Origin of the sequence: Haliea salexigens DSM 19537 (assembly GCF_000423125.1) — a bacterium.
Classification (GTDB): domain Bacteria; phylum Pseudomonadota; class Gammaproteobacteria; order Pseudomonadales; family Halieaceae; genus Haliea; species Haliea salexigens.
This window is the reverse complement of record NZ_AUHJ01000003.1, coordinates 20,828-40,778: the sequence shown is the minus strand read 5'-3', so window position 1 is coordinate 40,778 and position 19,951 is coordinate 20,828. Positions and strand designations below refer to the sequence as shown.

Here is a 19,951-nt window from a genome sequence, read left to right as displayed (position 1 = left end):
AGTGATCCCATGAGTTCAGTGAACACGGAATCCGGCAAACCGGGTTGTCATAAAGATACCGATAACAACGCACAGCATCATAATCATGAACACGGTTCTGATCCCCATGTTCATGTTGATAGCGCGGCGCACCAGGAACTGATTATCGAGGGTGCTGGTTGTGCCAGCTGTGTGGGAAAAATCGAATCAGCTCTGAAGGCGGTACCGGGTGTGGAGAACGCGGAAATGAATTTCGCTCAGCGCACCGTCAGCGTGATTGGCAATGCAGCCGCGTCTGACTTGCTTAAGGCGGTGGAGAAGGCGGGCTATAACGCCAAGCTTGCGGCTGCTGAGAATGAAGATGATGCATTGGCCGAAAAAGAGAAGGCGGATCAGGCTTATTACAAGCGCTTGATGAAAGAAACCTGGATTGCTCTCTCACTGGGTGGCCCTTTGATGGCCTATGCGCTGATCACTGGTGAAGTCAACGTCAACACCACCACAGAACGCATCGCCTGGTTGGTCGTGGGTATTCTGACTTTTGGTGTTCTCTATTTTTCCGGCAAGCACTTTTTTGTCGGCGCCTGGAAGTCCTTTCTCAATCATTCTGCCAATATGGATACGCTGATTGCTTTGGGTACTGGCACGGCGTGGTTGTATTCCATGGTGGTGGTGTTTTTCCCAGACGCCGTTCCCGATCAGGCGCGCCATGTCTACTTCGAGGCTACGGCGATCATTATCGGCTTGATTGATCTTGGCCTTGCACTGGAACTGAAAGCCCGCGGTCGTACCTCGGAGGCCATTAAGCGCCTGATTGGTTTACAGGCAAAAACAGCACGGGTCATTCGCGATGACAAAGAACTGGATATTGCTATCGAACAGGTTCTACTGAACGATGTGGTCCGTGTGCGGCCAGGTGAAAAAATTCCCGTCGATGGCGAGGTAATCGAAGGGCATACCGCTATTGACGAATCCATGCTCACCGGCGAGCCGATGCCGGTAGAAAAAGCTACTGGGGATACCGTGGCGGCGGGCACCATCAATAAGTCAGGCTCAATTCTGTTTAAAGCTACCCGCGTTGGTAAAGACACGGCGCTGGCGCAAATCATCAATATGGTCAAGCGCGCACAAAACTCTAAGCCGCCCATTGGTCGTTTGGCTGATGTCATCTCAGCCTATTTTGTTCCGGTGGTCATGATTATCGCCGTAGCGAGCGCCCTGACCTGGTTGAATTTTGGGCCGGAACCAGCGGTAGCTTTTGCGATTGTATCGGCGACCACTGTATTGATTATCGCCTGTCCCTGTGCGCTAGGCCTGGCAACACCGATGTCAGTGATGGTGGGCGTGGGCAAGGCCGCGGAGGCGGGCGTGCTGATTCGTAACGGCGAGGCCTTGCAAACCGCGTCGAAGATATCGGCGATGATTCTGGATAAAACCGGCACCATCACCCTGGGCGCGCCGAAGGTTACCGATGTGTTGGTGGCAGGTGAACATGACGAGCAGGCGGTGTTGCGATTGGCAGCAACGCTTGAATCCGGCTCCGAGCATCCGTTGGCCATGGCTATTGTTGAAAGTGCTCAGGAAAGAGGGATCGAAATGGGCAAGGTCTCAAATTTTAACGCCATTGCCGGCCACGGTGTGCAGGCGGAGGTGGACGGAAAAACACTGTTGTTCGGCAATGAAAAGCTCATGCGCGAGCGCACTATCGAACTGGGTGATTTTGTTGAAAAGGCCCAGATGCTGGCCGCCGAGGCTAAAACGCCGATGTATTTCGCCGTTGATAATAAGCTCGCAGCGATTATCGCAGTAGCCGATCCAATTAAGGAAGACTCCATTGCTGCCATCAAGCGCCTGCAACATAACGGCATCCGGGTGGTGATGCTCACCGGCGATAACCGCGCCACAGCCAAGGCGGTAGCGGAAAAAGCCGGTATCAAGGAATTTTTCGCCGAAGTGCTGCCGGAAGAAAAATCCAAAAAAGTGCAGGAACTGCAGATGGAAGGTGAAGTGGTGGGCATGACCGGTGACGGCATCAACGACGCGCCAGCCCTGGCCATCGCCAATGTCGGCTTCGCTATTGGCACAGGTACCGATGTGGCCATTGAAAGTGCCGACATCACCCTGATGCGGGGTTCGTTACATGGTTTGGCCGATGCCATTGCAGTGAGTAAAGCGACCTTGCGCAATATCAAACAGAATTTATTCGGCGCCTTTATTTACAACGTGGCCGGCGTGCCTTTTGCGGCTGGCGTGCTGTACCCATTCTTGGGCTTGTTGTTGAACCCGGTGATTGCCGGGGCCGCGATGGCGTTTTCATCACTCACTGTCGTGACCAACGCCAATCGATTGCGTTTGTTTAAAGCGCAGGAACACTAAGCCCAACACCAGGAGAAATACCACATGTTACTGATCAATATAGCCGGATTTGCGTTAATCGCTCTGATTGTGTGGTGGTTCTGGCTTTACAAGCCGAAAGAAGCTGAGCTGGGGGAAAACGATCTGGTGATTACTGTTGAAAATGGCACCTATTCCCCTTCTCGGATTAAAGTGTCGACCGGAGAACCTGTCGAAATCAAATTTATCCGCAAAGATCAATCACCCTGTTCTGAGACTTTACTGATCCCTGACCTGCAAATCAGCGATACCCTGCCACTGAACAAATTGAAAACCATTCAGTTACCCGCGTTGGCAGCAGGTGAATACGCGTTTCATTGCCAGATGCAGATGTACCGTGGACTGATCACGGTGAAATAAGTAGAAGGATCTGATGAACATCAATAAAGTCACGGCCATTTTTGATGAGTTTCGCCTGAAAGACGTGGAAGAGGCCTTGATACGACACGGGGTGACGGGTTTTACCTTACACCCGGTTCGCGGCCGGGGTTATTACTTCGACAGTTTTAACGAAAACCACTTGATCAAGCATATTCAAATGGAGATTTATGCCGAGGCTGAGCAGGCGAGGGAAATTGCGCAGCTGATTGTGGATGCGGCGCATGTTAATGCCGATAGCGAAGGGCTGGTCTGCATCGTGCCAGTCAACGATCTGATTTGGATACATGATAAACGCAGCGCAACAGACAACGATTTTCAATTTCACAGGTGAGGTGTTCCATGGCAACCCAAAAATCATCATTCTGGTTGACCCCCAAAGGCCTGGCCGCCCTGGGTTTAATTGCAGCGGCGAGCTACTTTCTGCTGATCGAGCACCGGCAACACGTCTGGCAGTTTTTACCTTTCCTGATTCTCCTGGCCTGCCCGTTTATGCATCTGTTTATGCACGGCGGACATGGGGGGCACGGCGGCCACGGTGACCATGGCCAGCACGAGGATGAATCCGACCAGGATGCTTATCAACGTGGCTTGGAAGAAGGTCGCCGGGAAAACGAACATCGTCATCACCATTAACCCAATACATAACAGGAGATGAAGTATGCACGGTGAATCCGCTTACGGCCTCTGGACGCTGGTGATACTCAATTCAGCAATATTTATTTTCTTTGCCTTCAGTTTTACCAAACCGAAAACCAAAACTGACTGGCGAAGCTTTGGTGCTTTCTCGGCGTTTATTATTGCACTGTTTACCGAGATGTATGGCTTTCCCTTAACCATTTATTTCCTCTCCGGCTGGCTGGCGGAAAAATATCCAGGTATTGATTTCTTGTCCCACGAGAACGGCCATCTTTTGCATACCCTTTTCGGTTTTGAAGGTAACCCTCATTTTGATCCGCTGCATATCGCCAGCAATGTCCTGATCATTTTGGGTTTCTTCCTGCTTGCCTCAGCGTGGAATGTACTGCACAAGGCACAGCAGACCCGGTCGCTGGCCACTACCGGCTGGTACGCTCGTTGTCGCCATCCGCAGTATGTTGCTTTTATCCTGATTATGTTCGGCTTCCTGTTGCAGTGGCCGACCATTCCAACGCTGGTGATGTTTCCGATACTGGTAATGGTTTACGTGCGACTCGCAAAGCGTGAGGAGCGGATGGCGCTGGAAGAATTTGGCGAAGTTTATCGCCATTATATGGAATCTACGCCTGCGTGGATTCCAAAATTTAAAATCAATGAACCCGAAACTGTCTGAGGATAAAACAATGAAAAATTTAATGTCAGCACTCGCTATTTCCGCATTATTGGCATCTCCAGTCTTCGCCGAAGGTGAGCATCAACATGACGGTGACCCGAACACACAGGGTAAGCAAGGCAGCATGATGATGAGCCATGAGCGAATGATGCCAATGATGCAAGAACACAAAAAATCCATGGAGCGCCTGATGGGTCAGCTGAAAAAGGAAGCAGACCAAGGCAAACGGGATGAACTCATCGAAGCACATATGAAAGAGATGCAGCAATGCATGATGATGCTAAATCAGGGTGAAGGCGACATGGCATCCAGCTCTACCGAAGAGCGCATGAAAATGATGGAGGAGCGTATGGGGATGATGCAGATGATGATGGGGCAGATGATGGACAACATGATAGAAGTTCGCAAGGGTCGTCCTAAACACATTAAGAAATAAGCGAAGCGGACTATTGATCGTTAGTAATCGATATTTTGGAGGAAGTGATGGTAGAGCATCGATTAGGAATCAATCCAGGTTTTCTAGCGAAGCACAGCTTAAGTTTACGTGGGGTGAATGAAAGCAACGCGAAGGCCATTACAGAGGAGTTGGACGGGCTCCCCTGTGTTGACCGTGTTTGGCTGAGCACGACGAAAGGTACTCTCAAAATCGCATACGACGCCTCTCACCACAATATCGATGAAATGATTGCCATTGTCGAAAAACATGGCGCGGCAATTAAAAACAATTGGTGGAGCCGCACCAAGCTGGGTTGGCAACGGCAGACAGATGAAAATATCAAGGATAACGCCAAGCATGAAACGCATTGTTGCAACAAGATGCCGCCTCACTAGAGGAAATCGAAAATGAGCAAAAAAGAACATCGGCTAGGCGTATCAGAAATCAATCTTGTGGTACGCCATTTAAAACTGGAACCTGCCGATCAGAACAACCTGCAAGCAGTGGTTGCTGAAGTCGATCAGCTTTACGGGCTCGACGCCATTTCCTTTGATGAAAAAAGTCATGTGCTGAATCTTGCTTATGACGCCTCCAGGATTTGTCTGGATGGTATCGAAGATGTGTTGAAAAAGCATGGCGTCGAAGTAAGCCATGATTGGTGGACGCATTTTAAAGAAGGTTATTACAAATTTGTCGATCAGAACGTTAAAAACAACGCCAGTCACGAACCGTGGAGCTGTCATCAAATACCCCCGGGCGCTGGCCGCAAGCGCTAGTGTATACCTCCATGGTGAATGTCGATAAATAGAGAATTGCAGTTAAGCAGCCTGCATACCTTGCACCGAAAGCCCAGAAAGGGGATTAACCATTATTTTTAGGAGTCCTGAATGAAGGAAAAAGACGATCGTTCGACACATTACGACGAAGGTAGCCTCACTCTATCAGGTACGGTGATGCTCGGGACTGGGGTGATGATCGGGGCGGGAATATTCGCGCTAACCGGTCAAATGGCAGAGATGACTGGTGCATTGTTCCCATTGGCATTTCTCTCGGCCGCAATCATCGTTGGTTTCAGCGCTTACTCTTACATCAAAATATCCAATGCCTACCCATCAGCAGGGGGTATTGGCATGTATCTGCATAAGGCCTATGGCGATCGGTTGCCCACTGCATTTAATGCACTACTTATGTATTTTTCGATGGTCATCGCTCAGAGCTTTCTCGCGCGTACGTTCGGTTCCTACACCATGCAATTGTTTGGCGGTGACCCATCAGGACAAATGACGCCTATACTCGGCGTCTCCCTAATCTTGGCGGCGTTCATTGTGAACCTGCTGGGTAATCGGCTGATTCAAGGAGTTGCAGGATTCATCGGTCTACTGAAAATTGGCGGCATTCTGATTATTGGCCTCGTCGGAATCTGGTTGGCTGATGGCCTGGCGGTGGACTTTGACCATGTAAGCGAGACCGGTTCAGCTAGTAATTTCCTCGGTGCCACAGCGCTGGGGATTCTGGCATTCAAAGGCTTTACCACGATTACCAATAGTGGTTCCGAGGTGATCGATCCACACCGCAATGTTGGTCGCGCGATTGTTATTTCGATTGCTGCTTGTGTCGTCATCTATACATTGGTTGGTTTTTCGGTGGCCAGTAACCTCTCACTCAGTGAGATTATCGAGACCCGTGATTATTCCCTGGCTGCAGCCGCTCGACCCGCACTCGGTGAGTATGGCGTGTGGTTCACTGTTGCGATTGCCATGCTTGCGACGGCGGGTGGGATTCTTGCCAGTGTTTTTGCGGTCTCCAGGATGCTCGCGATGCTAACAGAGATGAAGTTGGTGCCTCACCGACACTTCGGTATGCCTGGCAGCATTCAGAAACATACATTGGTATACACCGTGGTACTCGGTCTTGTGCTCACAGCGTTTTTTGATCTTTCCCGTATAGCAGCACTTGGCATCGTTTTCTATCTAGTGATGGATATCGCCATTCATTGGGGTGTTCTGCGCTACTTGTTGGACGATGTTAAAGCTAAAAGCTGGGTTCCCGTCACTGCGATTATATTAGATTTGCTTGCACTAAGCGGGTTTGTTTGGGTGAAGTTGAATTCAGACCCATTTGTGTTGGGTGTGGCCGTTGTCACAATGATGCTAATCGCTATCGGCGAGCAACTATTTCTGGGATCTAAAAAACGAAAGCAGGTTGTGCACCTGAGTCAGGATAATGAACATCACCATTAAAAATGGTGGTGGAGAAAGCCTGCTGGCCACTGAAAGAAAGGCAATGGCTAAATTTTGTTGTTCAGGAAATGCTAATGGATCAAATTAACACACTTAAGGTGATCGACATGGGCATCGACACCCACCAGGAACCGGTGGTGTATATGCGCAGTGATTGTCACATCTGCCGCTCTGAAGGTTTCACTGCCAACAGCCGTGTCATGCTGCGGTACGGGGAAAACAGCGTTATCGCCACGCTGAATGTGGTGGACGAACAGGTACTGAGTTCCGGGAGTGCAGGGTTGTCTAAAAGTGCCATGCAGCGCTTGGACGTCGATGATGGCGCCGCGGTTAGTGTCGACCACGCACCGGTAGTGACATCACTTGCCGCCGTGCGCAAAAAAATCTTTGGACACAAACTCAGTGATCAAGAGATTACCGCTATTGTCGAGGACATCGGCGACCACCGCTATTCGGATATCGAAATCGCCAGCTTCCTCAGTGTGTGCGCGGGTAGCCGTTTAGACGTAGATGAAATCATCAGTCTCACCCAGGCCATGGTGGCCTGTGGTAAGCGGCTGAACTGGCCAGACGAAGCCATGGTTCTTGATAAACACTGCATCGGTGGGCTGCCGGGCAACCGCACCACACCGCTCGTGGTGTCCATTGTCAGCGCTGCGGGACTCACCATCCCTAAAACCTCCTCGCGGGCGATCACCTCTCCCGCCGGTACTGCGGATACTATGGAGGCACTGACTACCGTCAATCTGGAGCTCAATGAGATTCAACGTGTAGTGGCTGAGACCCATGCCTGTCTTGTTTGGGGTGGCGCTGTCAACCTGAGTCCGGCCGACGATTTGTTGATTCGCATTGAACGGGCCCTGGATTTGGATGGTGAAGGGCAGTTGATCGCCTCGGTTTTATCAAAAAAAATCGCTGCCGGTTCCACTCATGCGGTGATAGATATTCCCGTCGGCCCCACCGCTAAAGTGCGTTCCCAGAACGACGCCGATCGCCTTTCCTCACTCTTTACCCAGGTGGGAGCCGCCTGTGGTATTCAAATTCGCTGCCTTATTACGGATGGTAGCCAACCGGTTGGGCGTGGTATCGGCCCGGTAGAAGAAGCGCGGGATGTGCTGGCAGTATTGCAGCGCGAGCACAGTGCACCACAGGATCTTCGGGAGCGTGCCTTGTTTCTGGCTGCACATCTGTTTTCACTTGCTTATCAAGAGCGTTATGAACAAGGGCTGGAAAGAGCGATCGCGATTTTGGATGAAGGTAAAGCCTGGCAGCAGTTCCAGCGCATTTTGGCCGCGCAGGGTGGGATGAAAGCCCTGCCTGACGCCAGCTACCAACATACCGAAGCGGCCACAGCAGCGGGCACACTTACCGCTATCGACAATCGTCAACTCGCGCGTCTGGCGAAGCTGGCAGGCGCTCCGGCGACAGCGGCTGCGGGGTTGCGTCTACATGCTCGAGTCGGCGACAAGGTCACCGTCGGACAACCTTTATTTACGCTCTGTTCCGATACGATCGGAGAGCAACAGTATGCGATGGCGTTTTATCGCCAATCGACAATTTTTACGGTCGAGAAGGAACGATGAGCGAGACGATGGCTGTGAAAGATAAATCTCCAGTGGTGTTTTCCCTGAACAATCATCCGTTGGCTGAGTCACTCAGTAACGCGATTGGTGGTCAACCTGGCGAGTTTAACGCTCGGCAGTTTCCTGATGGGGAGTCCTATCTGCGTATTCAATCTGATGTAGAAAATCGCGCCTGTATTGTGGTGGCTGATCTGTCACACCCAAACATCAAATATCTGCCGTTGTTGTTTTTATTGGAAACACTGCGGGAGCTGGGAGCGTCGCAAGTGGGGTTAGTGGCGCCTTACCTCAGTTATATGCGTCAGGATCGCCGTTTTGTCGATGGGGAAGCGGTTACTTCACGTATTTTTGCCAAGTGCCTTTCTCAACATGCTGATTGGCTGGTTACGGTCGATCCACATTTGCATCGCTATCATTCTCTGGATGAAATCTATTCCATACCCAGTCGTGTTGTGCAAGGGGCTCCGGCATTGGCGCACTGGCTCAAAACGCAAAGCAACCTACTGTTGGTAGGGCCCGACAGCGAAAGCGAGCAATGGGTTGATGAGATTGCTGCCTTTAGTCAACATCCTTTTGTGATTGGAGAAAAGCAGCGCTTCGGGGATCGCCAAGTCGAAGTGATGCTGCCCGACATCAACGAATTCAGGGATAGAACGGCAGTGATTATCGACGACGTTATTTCCAGCGGGCAAACAATCCTGGAATGCGTTAAAACACTTCGGTCCAAAGGTATCGACAACATTCAGTGCGTGGCGGTGCACGGCATATTTGCCGATCACTCCGATAAAACCTTACTGGCCTCAGGCCTGAGCCAACTGGTCACATCCAATACCATCCCCCATCCTTCCAACGCTATTGATATTACGTCGCAACTGATTGCGCCCGTTATCAGCATGCTTAAATTGCCAGGAAAATCATTATGAAAATTACCTTTGTCGGCGGCACCGAGACCGTTACCGGCTCAAAATTTCTGCTGGAAACTGAAACGACAACCGTATTAGTCGATTGCGGTTTGTTCCAGGGCTACAAGTGGCTGCGGGAACGCAACTGGCAAACCTTGCCCCTGGACATCGACAAACTGGATGCGGTGCTGCTCACTCACGCACATCTGGATCACTCCGGTTATATCCCGGTGCTATACAAGCGCGGCTTTCGCGGCCCGGTGTTTACCCATCACGCCACTAAGGCCCTGTGTCAGATTTTATTGGCCGACAGCGGCCATATCCAGGAGGAAGACGCTAAGTATTACAGCAAACATAAATTGGGCAAGCACGCGCACCCTGAGCCGCTTTACGACCGTCAAACGGCGGAAGCCAGCATGAGGCTATTTCAGTCTGTGGAGTTTGATGAACAGATCGAGGTCGGGGATATCCGTTTTTATTTACAGCCTGCCGGTCATATTCTCGGCGCCGCCAGCATTATCGTTGAAGCGGAAGGGAAACGAATCGGCTTTTCTGGTGATGTCGGTCGCTTCGATGATGTGCTGATGCCCCCCCCTCGACCATTGCCGGAGCTGGATCTGCTGTTGATGGAGTCCACCTACGGCAACCGCCGGCACGACACCCAAGATCCGTTTCAGCAGTTGGCGGAAATTGTTAACCGTGTCGCCAAAAGCGGCGGCGTGCTGCTAGTCCCGGCCTTTGCGGTAGGGCGGGCGCAGGCCTTGCAACATCTGTTGGCGACCCTGATGGATCAGGGCGATATCCCTAAAATGCCGATCTATCTCGACAGCCCTATGGCAATCAAAGTATCGGATATTTTTTGTCAGTACAGTGATCAACATCGCCTAAGCCACGAACAATGCCATCGCATGTGTGATGCCGTGACCTATACCCGGTCAGTGGATGAATCTAAGGCTATTGCTGGGCAGGCTTTCCCACACATCATAATTGCAGGCAGTGGCATGGCCACAGGTGGGCGTATTCTTCACCATTTTAAACGCCTGTTAGATAACTCGAAAACCACTGTATTGTTTACCGGTTATCAAGCGGGCGGTACTCGTGGTGCAAAAATGTTGGAGGGCGTCAATGCGGTAAAAATTCACGGTGCGTGGATACCGCTTCGCGCCACGGTTGAGGTCATTTCAGGCCTATCAGGTCATGCCGATTACCTCGAACTCACTCAATGGTTAACGCAATCAGAATTAGCAGATACCACATCGATTCAATTAATTCATGGTGATCCGGAAGCGTTAGAGGGCCTGCGAGTGCATTTACAGGAAAATACAAAATATAAAGTTGCAGTGGCGGGATACCGCGACATTTTGCGTTTGTGACAATTGAGTCAGGCCAGAACAAGAGGAAAATACTATGCAAATCGAAACCTTAAAAGATGTTCTTCATTGGACTCAGGAATTCCACCAACACCTCAGCCAGTGTTTATCTCATTGTGCGGACAAGAATACGAGTGAACGGGCCCGGATGATCCTTGGGTATCTGTCCGATCATGAGAAGGCACTGACCAAGGTAGTCAGCGGGTTTGAAACCTCAGGCGACGAGCATGCACTGAATACCTGGTGTTACGAATATGTGGCAAAGCACCCCATCGTTCGGCATGCGCATTGCGACGCGCCCTTTGCCGAGCTGGATGCCACGCAAATCATGGAGGTGATAGTCGATCAACACCAGCAGGTGATTGAACTGTATCGCTATCTCGCCTCCAGGGCGGAGATCCCCTCTGCCAAAGAGTTGATGGAATCACTCCGGTCGCTGGAAGAGCACGAAATGATGCGTATGACGCAGTCTGCCAATCGGTTCGAGGATTTGTAGAGACACCAATTTCTCACAGATACACCACCATAAACGGAGGAATAATCATGACACTTAATGCGTTCAAATTCGGGATGGCCAGCGCGATTACCGCGGCGATACTGTGGCTGGCTTGCAGTCTGCTGGTGATGTTAATGCCTTCCATGATGTTGTCCATGTCTGGAGAAATGGTGCATATGCAACTGAATGAGATGGGTTGGCACTTGACTCTCACTGGTGTCGTTATCGGGCTGGTGGCCTGGTTCGTGGCAGCGGGTATCGCCGGTTGGCTGCTGGCGGCCATTTATAACCGCTTGCAGTCATCCGACTGATTATCCGGCTGATGAGCAGTTTGCCGCGCTATGACAAACCGGTTCTGTTGGTGTTGAATCCGGGTAGTTCATCCATCAAGTGGAGCACGCATAACGTCTCGGCGCTTGAATATGCGGGTGCAACGGCGCCTGTTGCTATTGGGCAAGCAGGTGTCGGCCAATCAGCTGCGCAGACTTATCCTGGCGCACCCCCTTGGCTGACCGATGTGCTGACAAATCATGATGTTCGCGCGGTGATTATCAGAGTCGTACACGGGGGCTCTGAATATCTTAAACCTCTCCCCATCAACGACGATAACTTTCGGCAACTGCAAACCCTGATACCACTGGCGCCACTGCACAATAAAGCGGCCATTGAACTGATTGAGCAGCTTCGGAATACCCGAATTTCCATTCCCGTTTTTGCGGTTTTCGATAGTGAGTTTTTCAGCGACCTGCCGGTGCTGTCACAGATTTATGGACTGCCCGTCGCGCTCACTGAGAAATATGGATTACGCCGTTACGGGTTTCACGGTTTTGCTCATGAGTCCATGGTCAAACAGTGGGAGACAGTGAATCCCGATATCGAACACTACACCCTGGTGACTGCGCAACTGGGAAGCGGCTGTTCCATGGCTGCCATCCGCGATGGCAAACCGGTCGATACCACCATGGGGTTTACACCCAATGAAGGGTTGTTGATGCGCACGCGCAGCGGTGATATCGATCCCGGATTACTGACCTGGTTGCAGCGGCAGGAGGGGTGGACGCCGGAAGAGACTGATCATGTTTTAAATCACGAATCCGGCTGGCGGGGTCTGTCCGGCGGAATCGATAACATGGCGGATTTGTTTGCGAGTAAACAGCCGCAACACCAACTGGCGTTTGATTTTTTCCGTTATCGATTCCAGAAAGCACTGGGCGCGTATTTCGCCATTCTGGGCGGGCTGGACGGTGTCGTTCTTAGCGGCGGTATTGCGGAAAACAACGTCGATATTTGCTGTCGCTTGTTGTCCGGTCTTTCCCACTTAGGCATTACGTTAAAAGATCCCCTGGCTCGCTCCCCTTTACCATTACTTTTATCGTCACCGGCATCGCCGGTGCAGTGTTGGGTAGTGGTCGCCGATGAGGCAGCGGCCATGTTGCGATCCGTACACCATCACTTTTCTTTTGAGAATGAATTTCAGTCGTTGGCTGATTGAGGAAATTCCATGTATGCCATAGATCAACAAAACGATCATCGGACACAACAGCGGGCAAAGTTATATCGCGATACATATCCTGCCTTTGCGCGCTGGTCGGAAGGTTATGGCGTGATCCAACACCGGGATGAAACGCAGGTGAGAGTGTTCGATCTTTGCCAGCAACTGCTGTGTACAGGACGGTTTAGACAGATCGATGAAGTGTTGGAGATACTATCTGCCGCTGACCGCCTGGCGACTGCGGCCATGTGGTTGGTGGTGCATATGACCTACACCAACAAAGTGAATTTCAACGGCAGCGCACTCGATGCAGACGACTTTAAATCCAACCCACAGGGGCATACCGGCGGTTCCCTGAATATGGTGCCTGCCTATGCGGGCTATATGGTTGCCAATCGCCTGGCCGGTATCACCCGCAGCTGGTTGATGGGACAGGGGCACTGTGTGGCCGCCATCGATGCGGTCAATGTGCTGTTGCAAAATCTTTATCCGGAACAGGCCGAACGCTATCCGTTGAGTGAGCAGGGTTTGACGCAGTTGGCGCGGGATTTTTACAGCTATGCCATGGCGGATGATGGTCGTCCTGGTGTTCCATTGGGTAGTCACGTAAACCCGCAGACCGCTGGCGGATTGATTGAAGGCGGCTATCTGGGTTTTGCCGAACTGCAATATGTGCATATGCCGCTGCCCGGGGAACGGCTAGTGGCGTTTTTAAGTGACGGTGCTTTTGAAGAACAGCGCGGTAGCGACTGGGCCAGTCGCTGGTGGCGCGCCGAGGATTGCGGGCTGGTGACACCGGTGATGATTGCCAATGGCAGGCGAATTGACCAGCGCTCCACCATGTACCAGCAAGGCGGTTTGTCCTGGTTCTACGAGCACCTGGAACAGAATGATTTTCACCCCATCGCCATCGACGGGCGTGATCCGGCGGCGTTTATCTGGGGAATTTTTGAATCCGAAGCGCGGCTCGAAGCCTGCAGTGCGCACATCCGTGAAGGCCATATGCACTATCCGGTGAAACTGCCATATCTGATTGCTGAAACGGAAAAAGGCTACGGATTCTACGGCGCCGGTACCAATGCTGCTCATGGCACACCGCTACCGGGTAACCCCGGTAGCGATGAACGCTCCCGCAACCTATTTAACGAACACGCGGCCAAATTATTTCTTCCACGAAGTGAGTTGGAACTGGCTATCTCACAAATTGCGCAGCATGAGGCGGATAATCGAGTGCCGGAAAAACACCATGCCCTGTGTATGCGCAACGTCAGGCTTCAATCTCCCACAGAGCCACAATGGCATACCGAGGGTGACCCGACATCCCCGATGGCAGCGGTGGACACACGCTTTTGTGAATGGCACCTCGCTAATCCCGATAGGCGGGTGCGGATCGGCAACCCGGATGAGCTGCGCAGTAATCGCATGGGCAAGACGCTTGATCTGCTTAAGCACCGGGTGCTGAAGCCGGAACAGGGTGTGGCCGAATCCATTCACGGCTCGGTGATTACCGCACTCAATGAAGAGGCGGTCGTAAATGCGGCGCTGGGAAACAAAGGCGGTCTGAACCTGGTGGTGAGCTATGAAGCCTTCGCCATGAAAATGATCGGTGCGCTGCGCCAGGAAATCATTTTTGCGCGCCATCAAAAAGCGCTGGGGCGCCCGCCGGGCTGGCTGTCGGTGCCGGTGATTGCCACCTCGCACTTATGGGAGAACGGCAAGAATGAGCAATCCCATCAGGATTCCGCCTTTGGCGAGGTGTTGCTGGGGGAAATGAGCGATATGACGAGAGTTGTGTATCCCGCCGATGCCAATAGTGCTGTAGCCTGCCTCGATGCCTGTTACCAGACCCAGGGTCAAATCTGGGGGATGACGATTCCCAAAAATGAGGTTGTTACAGCATTCACACCCAAGCAGGCAGCCCAGTTGGCAGAGCAGGGCGCATTGACGTTGGATAAGACTGACGGTGCACCGGTACAACTTGTCGCGGTAGGTGCCTATCAATTAGGCGTTTGTCAGGAAGTAAAACGCACTTTATCTAAACAAGGTATTCAATGCCACATAACGTACCTGTTAGAACCGGGTCGCTTCCGGCAGCCGCGAGATCCCTATGAGAAGACTTATGTCTGCGATGTGGCTACCCGCATAAACCTGTTTCCCGATGACATTCGTTTGCGCATTTTTGTATCGCACCTGCGACCGGAAATATTGCTCGGTGTCTGCCGCCCTTTGGATCTTGGCGTTGATCGATGTATCGCTTTTGGTTACCGCAATCAAGGCGGTACCTTGGATACGCCAGGTTTATTACGGGCGAATCAGTCTGATGCGCAGTCCATTGCCACAGTGGTTATGCAGAAAATAGGCAGAGGAGAGGCATGAAATGACTGAAGTGAATGAACCTCGGCGCCGGTTTCTGATAGGAGCCACCTCCTTTGTTGCAGGTGCGGGTGTGGTCGGAGTCGCCACGCCCTTTGTTCAATCCTGGAATCCCAGTGCCAAGGCCAAATCTGTCGGAGCTCCGGTACAGGTGGATATCAGCAAAATTGACCCAGGTGCCATGATTACCGTGGCGTGGCAGGGAAAACCTGTGTGGGTCGTTCGGCGCACTGCCGAAAATTTAAAAAACCTGGCTCTGGAAGAGCATAGCGGCGAATTAAGAGATCCCGATTCCGACGTTAATCAACAACCGGATTACGCCAGGAATGCCGTTCGCAGTATCCGGGACGATATCTTTGTGGCGGTGGGTATTTGTACCCATTTGGGGTGTGTACCCAACTATGAGCCGGATGGCAGAGCAGAGGTGAAGCACGCACTTTTCTTCTGCCCCTGTCACGGCTCCAAGTTCGATCTGGCCGGGCGGGTATTTAAAGGGGTGCCGGCCCCTACCAACCTGATTATTCCTCCGCATCAGTACTTGGGAAACAACGTATTGGAGATCGGTTCCGATGCCACCACCAGCTAGCGCCATTCAGCCAAAACCGCGCCACCTAAGCAATCAAAGAAAAGGAAACAGCCATGAACGATAAGTTTGAACAATCATTGCCGGACATACCCATTTCACCGCGTCAGATTGCTTTGGGTATTGTCATCGCGCTCGCGGTGTATCTGGGCTACAGCAGTTTTTACACAGTCTCGGCGGAATCCGTCGGCGTCGTACAGCGCTTTGGTCACTACCACTATGTCGTCGATCCTGGCCTGCATTTCAAAATTCCCTTCGGTGTTGATCAGGTGGTTCAGGTCCCAGTGAAACGTCAGCTCAAAGAAGAATTTGGCTTCGGTACACCCGGCGCGACGTTTACGCCACAGATGTCCGATCCCAGGGAATGGGAGCTGGAAACCACCATCGTTACCGGAGACTTGAATGCGGCGCTGGTGGAGTGGGTGATTCAGTTTCGCATTGAGAACGCCTTCGACTTCCTATTCAAAGTGCGCGATCCGGGGGATGCCCTGCGGGACATTTCCGAATCGGTGATGCGCGAAGTTGTCGGTGATCGTACGGTAGATGAAGTGTTGACCATCGGTCGTCAGGACATTGAGGCCAATGCCCAGACCAAGATGCAGGAGGTGGTTAACCTCTATGAAATGGGCTTGCGCATAGATCAGGTGCAGCTCAAGAACGTCAATCCGCCGAAACCGGTAAAGGCTTCCTTTGATGAAGTCAACGAAGCGCAGCAGGAACGTGAGCGCATGATTAATGTAGCCCGCGGCGAGTACAACAAGGCCGTACCCCAAGCCAGGGGTACGGCGGAACGCTCCATCCAGGCAGGGGAAGGGTATGCGATCCAGCGTGTCAATCAGGCGGAAGGGGACGCGGCCAAATTTAACGCGCTGCTGGCTGAATATATCAAGGCACCGGGGGTTACCAAGCGGCGACTCTACCTGGAAACCCTGCAGGAGGTATTGCCAGTCGTGAAAAACAAAATTGTGCTCGACGATAAAGCAGCGTCCGTTTTGCCGTTGCTGCAACTCAACGCCATGCAAGGAGAACCCCGATGAACAGATTCATCTACATCGCGCTGGCGGTATTATTTCCGCTACTGATCGTTGCCTATGAAGCGTTCTATACCGTGAACGAAACCGAGCAGGTGATCATGACGCAGTTCGGTAAACCCGTGGGCGGAATTGTTAATGAAGCCGGCCTGAAATTAAAGATTCCCTTTATCCAGAAAGTCAATCGTATCGAAAAACGGATATTGCTTTGGGATGGTTCCGCCAACGATATGCCGACCAAGGACAAGCTTTATATCACGGTTGATACCTTCGGCCGCTGGCGAATCAAAGATCCGCTGCAGTACTTCCTGCGGTTACGGGACGAGCGCAGTGCCCAGTCCCGGCTGGAGGATATTCTCGGCAGTGAAACCCGCAATGCCGTCGCCAAACACGAATTGATTGAAATTGTCCGAACCACCAAAGACAGAACGCCTGCTGTTGATCCCCTGCTGGCAGAAGCGGACGTTGGAAAATTGCTACCGATTAAGCGCGGCAGGCGGCAAATTGAAGAGGATATTTTTTCCGCCGCGTCCGTAAAACTGGCGGAATTCGGTATTGAGTTGCTCGATATCCGGTTTAAGCGGATTAACTATAACGAAAGCGTCCGGCAGAAAATCTACGCCAGAATGATCAGTGAACGCCAGCAGATTGCTGAGCGGTTTCGTTCCGAAGGTGCCGGTGAGGCCGCCAAAATTATCGGCAACAAGGAAAAAGACCTGCAGCGTATTGAGTCCGAAGCGTACCGAAAAATTCAATCTATTCAAGGTGTGGCCGATGCCAAAGCCACAGAAATCTATGCGGCGGCCTACAACCAAACCAAGTCGTCACGTGAACTGTATGACCTTGTGAAGACATTGGAAACCTACAAGCAGGTGATTGATCCTTCCACCACGCTGGTATTAACCACCGAAAGCGAGTTGTACCAGTTGTTGAATGGCGTGGGCCAGCAACCCTGAGGAGGTTTTGATGAACAAACTGGAATTCACGATTCACTGCCCTGTTTGTTATATGACAAAAATCAACCGATCACTGTTGGTGAACTATCAGGGCGTTGATCACTATTTTTGTTCGACCCAGTGTCTGGAGCGATTTAAGTCCCATCCACATCTGTTTGTGGGTGACCCCCAACATGGCAAGTCACCCAAGCAGAAAGACCAGGTGGTGTTAAAGAAGCGTCGCATTCGATTTTGCGAAGCCATCAGCGATCCCCTTAAAGCAGAACTGGAAGCCTCACTGCAGATGCTGATGGGTGTTGAAGCAATTGTGTTTGAAGGTGAAGACTTGTACGTGACTTACGACCTCATTCAAGTCTCTCTGGAGGATATTGAAAAAGCCATCGAGAAAGCGGCAGTTGGGTTTCGCAAAGGTGTGTTGGATCAGGTTAAACGGGGACTGATTCATTACAGCGAGGAGTGTGAACTCGACAACCTTGCACACCTGACCAAGGACGGTGGTTGTCACTGAGGAAAATGCAATGAATAAAAAGCAGCAATTGAATCTGGTCTACCTGTTTGTGGCGCTGTGGGGGGTTGTGCTGTTTCAGAGCTTCTGGGGACACACAGCTAGTCAGGCTCAACTGAGTTACAGCGAGTTTGAGCGCTACCTGCAACAGGGCTGGTTAAAAGACCTGGTGGTTGATCAGCAAACCATTCGCGGCAGCTTCAAGGAGCCGATTGAGGGCAAAGACCACTTCGTTACACCCCGGGTCGATATCGACCTGGCGGAAAAACTCGCCCCCTATAACGTGGACTACAAGGGTGTTGTCTCCGGTGGGCCGCTTGCCACATTAATCGGCTGGATCGCTCCGGCACTGGTGTTTTTCCTGGTGTGGTTTTTGATGTTCCGTAAATTTGCCGACAAGCAGGGCATGGGCGGCATGATGAATATCGGTAAGAGCAAAGCCAAGGTGTTGGTTGAGAAAGATACGGGCGTCACGTTTGATGACGTGGCTGGGGTGGATGAGGCCAAGGAAGAATTGGTGGAAGTGGTGCAGTTCTTAAAAGAACCGGGGAGATATAGCCGATTGGGTGCCCATATTCCCAAGGGGGTATTACTGGTTGGCCCGCCGGGTACCGGTAAAACACTGATCGCCCGCGCCGTGGCGGGGGAGGCCGGAGTGGCGTTCTTTTCCATTAGCGGCTCGGAATTTATCGAAATGTTTGTCGGTGTTGGTGCCGCCAGAGTGCGGGATCTGTTTGAACAGGCCAAGCAACATGCCCCCGCCATTATTTTTATCGACGAACTGGATGCCTTGGGTCGTGTGCGCGGTGTAGGCCCCATGTCCGGGGGCCACGATGAGCGTGAACAAACCCTGAATCAGTTACTCAGCGAACTGGATGGTTTTAATCCCTCTGAAGGTGTGATCATTCTTGCGGCCACTAACCGGCCCGAAATCCTCGACCCGGCCTTACTACGCGCTGGCCGCTTTGACCGTCAGGTATTGGTCGACCGCCCGGATAAAGTCGGCCGTGAACAGATACTTCGCGTTCATATGGTAAAGATACAAACGGATGAGGCTGTCAGCATAGAAGCAGTTGCGTCGCTAACCACTGGATTCAGTGGCGCGGATCTGGCGAACCTGGTTAACGAATCGGCTTTGCTTGCTACGAGGCGCGGTGCCGACAGTGTCTCCATGGAGGATTTTGTCAATGCCATTGAGCGCATCATTGCCGGTCTGGAAAAGAAAAATAAACTGATTAACCCTCAGGAAAAAGCCATCGTCGCGCACCACGAAATGGGTCATGCCTTAGTGGGTATGGCGCTCAGCCCGGAGCAACCGATTCAAAAAGTCTCCATCATCCCCCGTGGAGTGGGGGCGCTTGGCTACACCATTCAACGCCCCTCGGAGGATCGCTATTTAATGAGCAAAAAAGATTTGCAGAATCGCATTGCCGTGCTGTTGGCGGGGAGGGCAGCAGAACAATTGATATTTAGCGAAGTGACCACCGGCGCCGCCGATGATCTGGTGAAAGCCACTGATATTGCCCGTGCCATGGTGACCCAGTATGGCATGTCGGACGAGATTGGTATGTTGTCCATCGAATCACAGAAGTCACAGTTTCTTGATCAATCTATCGATGATTCCGGTCTGCGCTTCGGCCCTGACATGGCACAACGGGTATCGGCTGCCGTCAATCAACTGTTGAACGAGGCGTTCCAATTGGCAACGGATATCTTGTCGCTTAACCAGTCAGTATTGGAGGAAACCGCTCAGCAGTTACTGGCGGAGGAAACCCTGGATGACCACGTCTTAGCGACCATTAAACAGAAAATCAGCGTATCCGATGCAATCGAACAGGCGGCTTTTTCCCGTTATCTTTCTGGGGAGCACCGTTAATGCAGAGAAGAGTGAGTTGGGTTGTTCTGGTTTATCTGTTTATTG

21 protein-coding genes are annotated in these 19,951 nt (G+C 51.8%); all 21 read left to right on the top strand.

The genetic code is table 11. The features are described 5' to 3' along the window. Positions 1-9 precede the first annotated feature (9 nt). The 21 genes from G533_RS0104410 (at position 10) to ftsH (ending at position 19,906) form a co-directional block, all read left to right on the top strand. Complete coding sequence (locus G533_RS0104410; RefSeq protein WP_027948918.1) at positions 10-2,355, top strand: heavy metal translocating P-type ATPase; 2,346 nt, start codon at positions 10-12, stop codon at positions 2,353-2,355. A gap of 24 nt (positions 2,356-2,379) precedes the next feature. Continuing rightward, positions 2,380-2,733, top strand: coding sequence for a cupredoxin domain-containing protein (locus tag G533_RS0104405; RefSeq protein WP_027948917.1), 354 nt, complete (start codon positions 2,380-2,382; stop codon positions 2,731-2,733). A gap of 13 nt (positions 2,734-2,746) precedes the next feature. After that, the gene (locus G533_RS0104400; RefSeq protein ID WP_027948916.1) at positions 2,747-3,085 is read left to right on the top strand and encodes a P-II family nitrogen regulator; all 339 of its coding nucleotides are present in this window, start codon (positions 2,747-2,749) and stop codon (positions 3,083-3,085) included. A gap of 8 nt (positions 3,086-3,093) precedes the next feature. Continuing rightward, entirely contained in the window at positions 3,094-3,387 is a 294-nt protein-coding gene (locus G533_RS0104395; RefSeq protein WP_027948915.1) for a DUF2933 domain-containing protein, read from the top strand. A 25-nt stretch (positions 3,388-3,412) separates the two neighbouring features. Then, positions 3,413-4,063, top strand: coding sequence for a methyltransferase family protein (locus G533_RS0104390; RefSeq protein WP_027948914.1), 651 nt, complete (start codon positions 3,413-3,415; stop codon positions 4,061-4,063). Between the two features lie 10 nt (positions 4,064-4,073). Then, entirely contained in the window at positions 4,074-4,499 is a 426-nt protein-coding gene (locus G533_RS0104385; protein WP_027948913.1) for a hypothetical protein, read from the top strand. Positions 4,500-4,546: 47 nt separating this feature from the next. Then, a complete protein-coding gene (locus G533_RS0104380) occupies positions 4,547-4,894 on the top strand; it encodes a hypothetical protein (protein WP_027948912.1) in 348 nt (115 codons plus the stop codon). Between the two features lie 12 nt (positions 4,895-4,906). Beyond that, on the top strand, positions 4,907-5,275 hold the full coding sequence (locus G533_RS23855; RefSeq protein ID WP_027948911.1) for a hypothetical protein: 369 nt from the start codon (positions 4,907-4,909) through the stop codon (positions 5,273-5,275). Between the two features lie 111 nt (positions 5,276-5,386). Further along, complete coding sequence (locus tag G533_RS0104370; protein WP_027948910.1) at positions 5,387-6,739, top strand: APC family permease; 1,353 nt, start codon at positions 5,387-5,389, stop codon at positions 6,737-6,739. A 74-nt stretch (positions 6,740-6,813) separates the two neighbouring features. Beyond that, positions 6,814-8,322: a thymidine phosphorylase family protein gene (locus G533_RS0104365; protein WP_051230004.1), complete on the top strand. Its 1,509-nt coding sequence runs from the start codon at positions 6,814-6,816 to the stop codon at positions 8,320-8,322. Continuing rightward, positions 8,319-9,245: a ribose-phosphate diphosphokinase gene (locus tag G533_RS0104360; protein WP_027948908.1), complete on the top strand. Its 927-nt coding sequence runs from the start codon at positions 8,319-8,321 to the stop codon at positions 9,243-9,245. Before G533_RS0104365 ends, G533_RS0104360 begins: the two co-directional genes overlap by 4 nt. Then, positions 9,242-10,597 carry an MBL fold metallo-hydrolase gene (locus G533_RS0104355; protein ID WP_027948907.1) on the top strand — a complete coding sequence of 452 codons (1,356 nt, stop codon included), beginning with the start codon at positions 9,242-9,244 and terminating at the stop codon, positions 10,595-10,597. The genes G533_RS0104360 and G533_RS0104355 overlap by 4 nt, the downstream gene beginning before the upstream one ends. 34 nt (positions 10,598-10,631) lie before the next feature. Further along, the gene (locus G533_RS0104350; RefSeq protein ID WP_027948906.1) at positions 10,632-11,090 is read left to right on the top strand and encodes a hypothetical protein; all 459 of its coding nucleotides are present in this window, start codon (positions 10,632-10,634) and stop codon (positions 11,088-11,090) included. Between the two features lie 47 nt (positions 11,091-11,137). Then, positions 11,138-11,401, top strand: coding sequence for a DUF5676 family membrane protein (locus G533_RS0104345; protein WP_027948905.1), 264 nt, complete (start codon positions 11,138-11,140; stop codon positions 11,399-11,401). Positions 11,402-11,412: 11 nt separating this feature from the next. Then, positions 11,413-12,582, top strand: coding sequence for an acetate/propionate family kinase (locus tag G533_RS20495; protein ID WP_051229970.1), 1,170 nt, complete (start codon positions 11,413-11,415; stop codon positions 12,580-12,582). Between the two features lie 9 nt (positions 12,583-12,591). After that, entirely contained in the window at positions 12,592-14,958 is a 2,367-nt protein-coding gene (locus G533_RS0104335) for a phosphoketolase family protein (RefSeq protein WP_027948904.1), read from the top strand. A 1-nt stretch (position 14,959) separates the two neighbouring features. After that, a complete protein-coding gene (gene petA, locus G533_RS0104330) occupies positions 14,960-15,541 on the top strand; it encodes a ubiquinol-cytochrome c reductase iron-sulfur subunit (protein WP_027948903.1) in 582 nt (193 codons plus the stop codon). A gap of 53 nt (positions 15,542-15,594) precedes the next feature. Continuing rightward, complete coding sequence (hflK, locus tag G533_RS0104325) at positions 15,595-16,575, top strand: FtsH protease activity modulator HflK (protein ID WP_027948902.1); 981 nt, start codon at positions 15,595-15,597, stop codon at positions 16,573-16,575. Continuing rightward, the gene (gene hflC / locus G533_RS0104320; RefSeq protein WP_027948901.1) at positions 16,572-17,525 is read left to right on the top strand and encodes a protease modulator HflC; all 954 of its coding nucleotides are present in this window, start codon (positions 16,572-16,574) and stop codon (positions 17,523-17,525) included. The genes hflK and hflC overlap by 4 nt, the downstream gene beginning before the upstream one ends. 10 nt (positions 17,526-17,535) lie before the next feature. Continuing rightward, positions 17,536-18,033, top strand: a complete 498-nt coding sequence (locus tag G533_RS0104315) for a YHS domain-containing protein (protein WP_051229969.1) — start codon at positions 17,536-17,538, stop codon at positions 18,031-18,033. Positions 18,034-18,043: 10 nt separating this feature from the next. Then, positions 18,044-19,906, top strand: coding sequence for an ATP-dependent zinc metalloprotease FtsH (gene ftsH, locus G533_RS0104310; protein ID WP_027948899.1), 1,863 nt, complete (start codon positions 18,044-18,046; stop codon positions 19,904-19,906). The last annotated feature ends 45 nt before the right edge of the window (positions 19,907-19,951 follow it).

Coding starts and splice junctions, on each gene's coding strand:
- G533_RS0104380 (WP_027948912.1), top strand. CDS start 4,547: ATGGTAGAGCATCGATTAGGAATCAATCCAGGTTTTCTAGCGAAGCAC.
- G533_RS20495 (WP_051229970.1), top strand. CDS start 11,413: ATGAGCAGTTTGCCGCGCTATGACAAACCGGTTCTGTTGGTGTTGAAT.
- ftsH (WP_027948899.1), top strand. CDS start 18,044: ATGAATAAAAAGCAGCAATTGAATCTGGTCTACCTGTTTGTGGCGCTG.
- G533_RS0104350 (WP_027948906.1), top strand. CDS start 10,632: ATGCAAATCGAAACCTTAAAAGATGTTCTTCATTGGACTCAGGAATTC.
- G533_RS0104405 (WP_027948917.1), top strand. CDS start 2,380: ATGTTACTGATCAATATAGCCGGATTTGCGTTAATCGCTCTGATTGTG.
- G533_RS0104335 (WP_027948904.1), top strand. CDS start 12,592: ATGTATGCCATAGATCAACAAAACGATCATCGGACACAACAGCGGGCA.
- G533_RS0104365 (WP_051230004.1), top strand. CDS start 6,814: ATGGATCAAATTAACACACTTAAGGTGATCGACATGGGCATCGACACC.
- G533_RS0104410 (WP_027948918.1), top strand. CDS start 10: ATGAGTTCAGTGAACACGGAATCCGGCAAACCGGGTTGTCATAAAGAT.
- G533_RS0104390 (WP_027948914.1), top strand. CDS start 3,413: ATGCACGGTGAATCCGCTTACGGCCTCTGGACGCTGGTGATACTCAAT.
- hflC (WP_027948901.1), top strand. CDS start 16,572: ATGAACAGATTCATCTACATCGCGCTGGCGGTATTATTTCCGCTACTG.
- G533_RS0104355 (WP_027948907.1), top strand. CDS start 9,242: ATGAAAATTACCTTTGTCGGCGGCACCGAGACCGTTACCGGCTCAAAA.
- G533_RS0104395 (WP_027948915.1), top strand. CDS start 3,094: ATGGCAACCCAAAAATCATCATTCTGGTTGACCCCCAAAGGCCTGGCC.
- petA (WP_027948903.1), top strand. CDS start 14,960: ATGACTGAAGTGAATGAACCTCGGCGCCGGTTTCTGATAGGAGCCACC.
- G533_RS0104370 (WP_027948910.1), top strand. CDS start 5,387: ATGAAGGAAAAAGACGATCGTTCGACACATTACGACGAAGGTAGCCTC.
- G533_RS0104360 (WP_027948908.1), top strand. CDS start 8,319: ATGAGCGAGACGATGGCTGTGAAAGATAAATCTCCAGTGGTGTTTTCC.
- G533_RS0104315 (WP_051229969.1), top strand. CDS start 17,536: ATGAACAAACTGGAATTCACGATTCACTGCCCTGTTTGTTATATGACA.
- G533_RS0104400 (WP_027948916.1), top strand. CDS start 2,747: ATGAACATCAATAAAGTCACGGCCATTTTTGATGAGTTTCGCCTGAAA.
- G533_RS0104385 (WP_027948913.1), top strand. CDS start 4,074: ATGAAAAATTTAATGTCAGCACTCGCTATTTCCGCATTATTGGCATCT.
- hflK (WP_027948902.1), top strand. CDS start 15,595: ATGAACGATAAGTTTGAACAATCATTGCCGGACATACCCATTTCACCG.
- G533_RS23855 (WP_027948911.1), top strand. CDS start 4,907: ATGAGCAAAAAAGAACATCGGCTAGGCGTATCAGAAATCAATCTTGTG.
- G533_RS0104345 (WP_027948905.1), top strand. CDS start 11,138: ATGACACTTAATGCGTTCAAATTCGGGATGGCCAGCGCGATTACCGCG.